Annotated in this window: 4 protein-coding genes; all 4 read right to left on the reverse strand. The window is 47.0% G+C overall.

What is annotated here, in order from left to right; translation table 11 throughout:
- Positions 1-1,523: NAD-dependent epimerase/dehydratase family protein (locus ACTIE6_RS06435; RefSeq protein WP_439555848.1), on the reverse strand; the 1,523-nt coding region annotated here is incomplete at its 3' end.
- On the reverse strand, positions 1,516-2,343 hold the full coding sequence (locus tag ACTIE6_RS06440) for a transketolase (protein WP_439555849.1): 828 nt from the start codon (positions 2,341-2,343) through the stop codon (positions 1,516-1,518). The genes ACTIE6_RS06435 and ACTIE6_RS06440, both read right to left, overlap by 8 nt.
- Before the next feature lie 126 nt (positions 2,344-2,469).
- Positions 2,470-4,329: a glycosyltransferase family 39 protein gene (locus ACTIE6_RS06445; protein WP_439555850.1), complete on the reverse strand. Its 1,860-nt coding sequence runs from the start codon at positions 4,327-4,329 to the stop codon at positions 2,470-2,472.
- 96 nt (positions 4,330-4,425) lie between these two features.
- The gene (locus tag ACTIE6_RS06450) at positions 4,426-6,465 is read right to left on the reverse strand and encodes an OmpA family protein (RefSeq protein WP_439555851.1); all 2,040 of its coding nucleotides are present in this window, start codon (positions 6,463-6,465) and stop codon (positions 4,426-4,428) included.
- Between the last annotated feature and the right edge of the window lie 114 nt (positions 6,466-6,579).

The raw sequence follows: 6,579 nt of genomic DNA on the forward strand, positions 1-6,579 counted from the left end.
GGAAGGTCTACCAATTCTTTAACTACTTTGCGGTCGATCATCGAGAAATCGCCTGCGTCCCTCGGAATGGGGATATAGCTGAGTCCCTGGAAAACCTTATAAAATGTTTTATAGAAAAAATGGATGTGCGGCTTCATCTCGCGCTGTACGCGCACACCGTAAACCACATCATTTCCTTCCATCCATTTCTCGTAAAATGCCGGTATAATTTCAGGCGGATCCTGTAAATCGCCATCCATTAAAACCACACAGTCGCCGGTAGCAATCTCCATTCCGCTCAGAAAAGCTGATTGGGATCCAAAATTACGGGAGTGACTGATACCCACAACATTCGGGTCTTTGTCACAGATTTTATTGATAACTTCTTCCTGATTATCAGGAGAGCTATCATTTACAAAAATGATCTCGTAACGTACTTTGAGTTCATTGAAGGTCTTTACCAGCCTGTCGTACATAAAAGGAATCGCCTGCGCATCCTTGTAGCACGCGATAATCGCCGTAATCACCGGGTTCAGTTTCGGGTTTTCAAATGCCGGGATCACCTTGCTCTCGTAGCTGATACTTTCCTGCCACGCACTGTATTTTGATAATCCGGTTTCCAGTGAAGTCCTCGCTTTCCAGCCAAAATCCTGTTCAAACGCGGAGGGATCTCCATACCAGTCGGCAAGGTCCCATTTGCGGTTTGAAAAGCTGCCCCACTGCGGCTCCCGGCTAATCGAGAATGTGGCACGGGTAACATCCACGAGGTCGCCCATCGTAGTCTTTTTGCCAGTAGCAATATTGTAGGACCTGCCGGACGTGGCTGTGCTGATCTTCAATGCAGCATCGAGAAACGCCTCTACGCAATCTTCTATAAAAACAAAATCGCGGCTGATATCCGGGGATACCAGCGAAGGCAGCTCCTTTCTTCGCGCATTTTCAATGAGCTTCGGGATCAGCCTGTCAGGTTCTTCCCAGTATCCGTAAATAGAATAAAGCCGCAGATTCAGTGTTTTCAAACTGGCAACTTTGGCATAATATTCAAGCAGATAGGCTGCCGAAACCTTGGAAACTGCGTAGTGGCTGTTTGGTTCCACGCGATCCGTTTCCTTCGGAGAAGTACAGTTAAAACCATATTCCGAGCTGCTGCCTGCGTGAATGTAAGCCATTTCGGGTGTACAGTTCTGCAGGATATTGGCAGTTCCGATTACATTGGTTTCGTAGGTCAGATTGACATTGCTTTGCTTGCTGTAAGCGCCGTAAGCAGCCAGGTTAAAGATGGTCTGCGGTTTGTATCTTTCAAAAATCTCCTGAACAGAGTTGTTGGAGAGGATATCGCAATGCACAATATTTTCAAAAGGCACATTCAGCAGCTTCAACCGCCACGCTTTGGTTGCATCGTGTGTCAATGCAAAGCAATCTTTACGGATCTTGAAAATATCGTTAAAAAGATTGGCGCCGATAAAGCCGCTGGCTCCGAAAACGAAAATTGGCCCTTTTAAACTTTCAATTTTTTCGCGGTAAACCGGTAAATGGTCAAGCATTCGTCAATTCATTAAAATAGCGCTCCTTAACTTCAAGGGTTGCCTGCTCATATTGGTCTTTGTTCATCGGCAGGTAATGCCATTCCAGCTTGTTTTCCATGTAGGAAACTCCCTTGCCTTTTACCGTATTTGCGATAATTGCTTTTGGTAAACCGTTTTTGTGACTTTTCAGCTCATTCACCGCCATACTGATGGATACGATATCGTGCCCGTCCACTTCAATGGTCTCAAAACCAATCGCTTTCCATTTTTCAACAGAAGCCGTTTCACCTAAAACCTGATCCGTAAAGCCAAAACCCTGCAAGCCATTTTTGTCAACGATCATCATCAGGTTATCCAGCTGATTTTGAATGGCATAATGCGCTGCTTCCCAGGTGGTGCCCTCATTAGTCTCCCCATCAGAAAGCAATGCAAAAGAATAGCTATCCTCGCCCGCTACTTTGGCAGCGTGTGCAATGCCGGTCGCGATAGGCAAGCCGTGACCCAGTGAACCTGTTGCAAAAGGAATTCCCTTGTACTGGCGCGGGGCAGGGTGGGCCGGCAATGTAGTTCCGTCAAGGTAAAAAGTATCCAGCTCTTCGTCAGTGATTTCGCCCAATGCATTCAGGCAGGCATAAAGTGCCGCTGCGGCGTGACCTTTGGACAGGATAAAAGTATCGTCGACCGATTTTTGAAGAAACAGTACTGCGATCATCAGATCAATGCAGCTCAGGGAGCAGCCGATGTGGCCGGCATTGGCTTTATGGTACAAACCCAGGATTTTAACGCGGAGCTCACCGCTTATTTGCCGTGGATCATTCAATATCTCTTCTGCGGTCATGCGTGATGTGTATATCAATTGTAGGGAACTGCTCACAAAATAACGGTCGAATCTTGTGTTTTAAGTGCGCAATATACGAAATCTTATTGGACGGCTCTGAAAAGCGCAGGTTATGGTGGCGGGTTTTCAGTAACGGACACCTTTCAGGTTGACAATTACGATCGGTGCCGGCTGTCCTGCTTTTTTGAGCCTGATCAGGTCTGTTTCAGTGGTGTCCATTACCTGGATATACTGTGCGTCTTTGGGGAGGTACAGGTTGGTCAATTGTGCGTCCTGAACGGAGTAGGGAAGGAAAGTTTTATCCATTTCACGCCTCGCTATCAGTTTGATTGCGGGATAAAGGATGGTATCACCTGCCTGATAAGTGCTCTTGATCTTCTGCGCTGCTGCGTAGTAGGGGTTCGGTATGCGAGGCTCCGCAAAATAGCCGTATTTGGTAGAACGGTCTTGGTAAAACTCCCGCAAACGCAAGCCAACAAAGCACAGCTGAATTGCCAGGAACACGTAAAGTAAAAGCCTGTACCCAAGTTGCAGCTTCCGGTAGTATTGCAGCAGCAGACTTAATAAAACGATTACATAAGGAAATGAAAAACCCGGATAGCGCTGGTTCAAACCATAGGTATGCCCCGCACGGAACGCCATGAAGATCAGGAAAAAGGTTGGGATTAATCCCATTAAATACAGCATCCACAATCTCTTGCGCTCCTCAGTACTGGCAGCCCGGTGTATATCGGGAATAAATGACAATGCAAAAATGCTCACAGAGAAGATGCTGAATTGCAGCTTGTGGTGACTGTAAAACAGCCCGGCAAGAATGATAAACAGGAAAGGGACTTTGTCTTTGATATTTTCGGGTGCCTTGATGTGATTTCTGAAACGATACCAGAGTATGATCAGCAAGCCCGTAGCAATTGCCACTGCAATATTCCTTTTGCCACCCAATGCATCAGTAAGTCCATTCGTGAAGATGACCAGATCGGTGAAAATCGGTAATGCGCGTTGAAAAACATTGCCGAGGGTAGCTGGCAGGATTGTTCCGTAGGGATTGTTTAGAGGCATGGTTTCTGCCATTCTTTTATACAGATCCGCCTGGTCTTTTAACGTATATAACGTGTATTTTCCACCTCCCAAAGTAAGCCACCACGTAAGTCCCGACAATGAGGCCACTGCTGCCAGCGCCATTCTGATCCAGCCTTTTACACTTCTCAGAAAGAAAAGTGCATACGCGCCGTGCGCAAGCAAAACAGAAATGGTAAGAAAGTGCGACAACAAACCCAGCCCTGCCGAAAGAATGTAGCCCAGGTACAATAATGCAGTTTTTTGCTTGCTCGCCTTGTTCTCTATGATCTGAAGAAAGAAATAAGTTGCGAGGAGCGTCAGGAAAAAGGTAAGCGAGTAGTTGCGCGCCTGGTGACTGTATGCAATGAAAAATGGCTCGACAGCCACGATCGCAGCTGCGATCAGCCCGGTATTTGCACTGAAAAAGCGTCGGCCAAACAGGTAAGTCAAACCGATGATCATCACACTTAACAGCACCGAGAAAGACCGGGCGGAGTAGTCGGACAAGCCGAAAATATCCATCCAGATGTGCAGGAGCAGATAATAGAACGGACTGTTTCCAATATCGCTGCGTGTCAGGGCGTCGTAATAATCATTGATTGTTTTAGGAGCCCAGAACTCAGCCGGGGTAAAAGCGCGGGCAGTCGGGATTTCCTCGTAAGTAAAAGACCTGATTACCTGCGACGGTCTGTAATCCATGGGCGGCGTTTTCCAAAACTCCTTGATCGCAAGTCGCTGCGTTGAATAAACCGGCTTTTGATTAGCGCCTTCCAGGACAATTCCCTGGCTGACTACCATTGTACTTTTCTCATCAAAAAAAATGCTGAACCGGTCCAGACGATATAATCTTAATGCGGTTCCGATAATCAAAATGACGAGTAATATAAGCCAGGAACGCAGATTTTCGCTTGTGAAATTTTGGGACATCAGATGTTTGCTGGTGGGTTCCGTTTTGAGAAAATGTACGGAATTAATATATCAAGTAGCCGCGAAAATAAACAAATTTCCTTAACAGGGCATTTTTCAGATTTTAAGAATCGTAAATTCTACCCTGCGGTTCCGCTGGCGGGTTTGTTCGGTCTGGTTGCTTGCAATGGGTCTGGCAGGCCCCCAGGCTTTGGTTTGAATGCGTTTTTCTTCAATGCCTTTTGAGAGCAGGTACTTCTTCACTTCGGCCACCCGGTCCGCCGATAGTTTCACGTTTTTTTGCACTTCACCCTGGTTATCCGTGTGTCCTTCCAAGAGTATTTCCATGGTCGGGTAAGTCTTCATTGCGTTAACGATTCGGTCGAGTTCAGGGAAGGAAGTCTCTATTACGGCTGCACTGCTTTGTGCGAACATGGTATTGCTCAGGCGGATCTGGGCGCCCTTTTTTACAGGTTGTAAATAAAGATTTTTACGTATGGTTTTAAAACCGTTGTCGGCCGTGAGGTCTATTTCTTCCGAGATCGGGAAGTAACCTTCACCGGATGCGGCTACTTTGTAAACTTCTTTCAATGGTAAAATGAGCCGGTACTCGCCGGTTTCCGGATCAAAGGTAGCTTTGCTGAAAACCGAATTGTCTTTCTTGATCTCGGCAACAACCTCAGACTTGACCGGCTTGGTCGTTTCTGCCTCATACACATTCCCTGCCACAATCACCACAGGCTCCGGCTTGATTTCCGGCGACATTCTGATCCGGAAAATGTCCTCAGTTCCCGGTGTTTTTTCACTTGCGGCAAAGTATGCATATTCGCCGGTCGCCGGTACATTCAGGTACGCATCCCACAAAGGAGAGTTAATGGAGGGACCCAGGTTCTCCGGTTTCGACCATTTCAGCCAGGTATCGTCCAGCCTTCTTGTCAAAAAAATATCGCCGCGTCCGTAGCCGCTATGCCCGAAAGAGGAAAAGTACAGCGTTTTGTTGTCCAGCGCGAGAAAAGGAGTTCCCTCGTCATCTGCAGAATTGATCAGAGAACCCAGGTTGCGAGGTTCTGACCAGGTTTCATCTTTTTGTAAAAAAGAAATATAAAGGTCTTTTCCGCCCTCCGTATCCGGTCGTTGAATGGAAATGATCAGTACATTTTCAAATGGGGAAACGGTAATTTCAACGCTTTCCGTTTTTTCGAGCATATTCAGGATCTTGGATTCTTTCGGAAAAGACCAGCCTGTTTTTGTTTTAAATGATTTGGAAAATCCGAAGTACATACTCCCGTCGGGGCGGTACACATTGATCAGATAGAGCGTTTTACCATCGGCTGAAATGCTCGTAGCTGCATTGGGACCCGCATTATTGATCGGCGAGCCCATATTCACTGCATTTGACCACTGCCCTTTTTCATTAGCTGTCGAAAACCAGACATCCTGCATGGCAGGGTTACCTACATTTCCGGCGAAGTTGCTGCGGGTGAAGAAAAGCGTTTTTCCATCAGGAGAAATAACAGGTGCCACATCCTGACCGGTGCTGTTGATAGCACTCCCCATATTTTCCTTTTTTGATTTGAAATCAATGCCGCTAGCCACGTTAATGCGCGCTTCGATCGGCTCCGTACTTTCAGAAATCCCTACTGCGTCAATCTCATTAAAGCCCGACACTTTGCCAGTTTGCAAAACCAGCTTTACTGCATTGACCATCAGATTTTGTTGCTTTGGAAAAACCCGCAGTATTCGTCCTTTCACGGTTTGCTGCACGGCAGGCGATTCCATAACCAGGTACTCTTTGCCGGCAGGATCATAAGCATATACCCGCACAATGGCGCCGGGATTAAAATTCTCTGCGACTGCGATCTGTTTTGCAGGAATGGCCTTCTCGAATCCGACTTTGATCCAGTCTTCACTCCTGTTATCTGCCTCCGCGGGCGACCATGCACAGGGACTTGTCCCGAAATCGGGCAGCTTATTCGGTTCGCCGAGGATTTGTTTGGCCCGGGAAGCGTGGCCGAATGCAGAAGGCCGTAATTCAGAAGAGTAGCCAAGTACTTTGCTCGCCCATAATACCTCCTGAGCTTCACTGTAATTGGGAAAAACGGAGGTAAGCAGGAAAAATGTAATAAATCGTGTCAGTAAAATCATGGGGCGCTCCATTCCGGCAGAGGCAAGTCAGTATCTAGTAATATTATTAAGAATACAGATGAATGCCAAACTTACTGTTTGGAGCCGATCAGCAATATCCAGTCCCAGCCCGGCTGTGAGTCGGGC

The organism is Dyadobacter sp. (assembly GCF_051859145.1).
Classification (GTDB): Bacteria; Bacteroidota; Bacteroidia; order Cytophagales; family Spirosomataceae; genus Dyadobacter.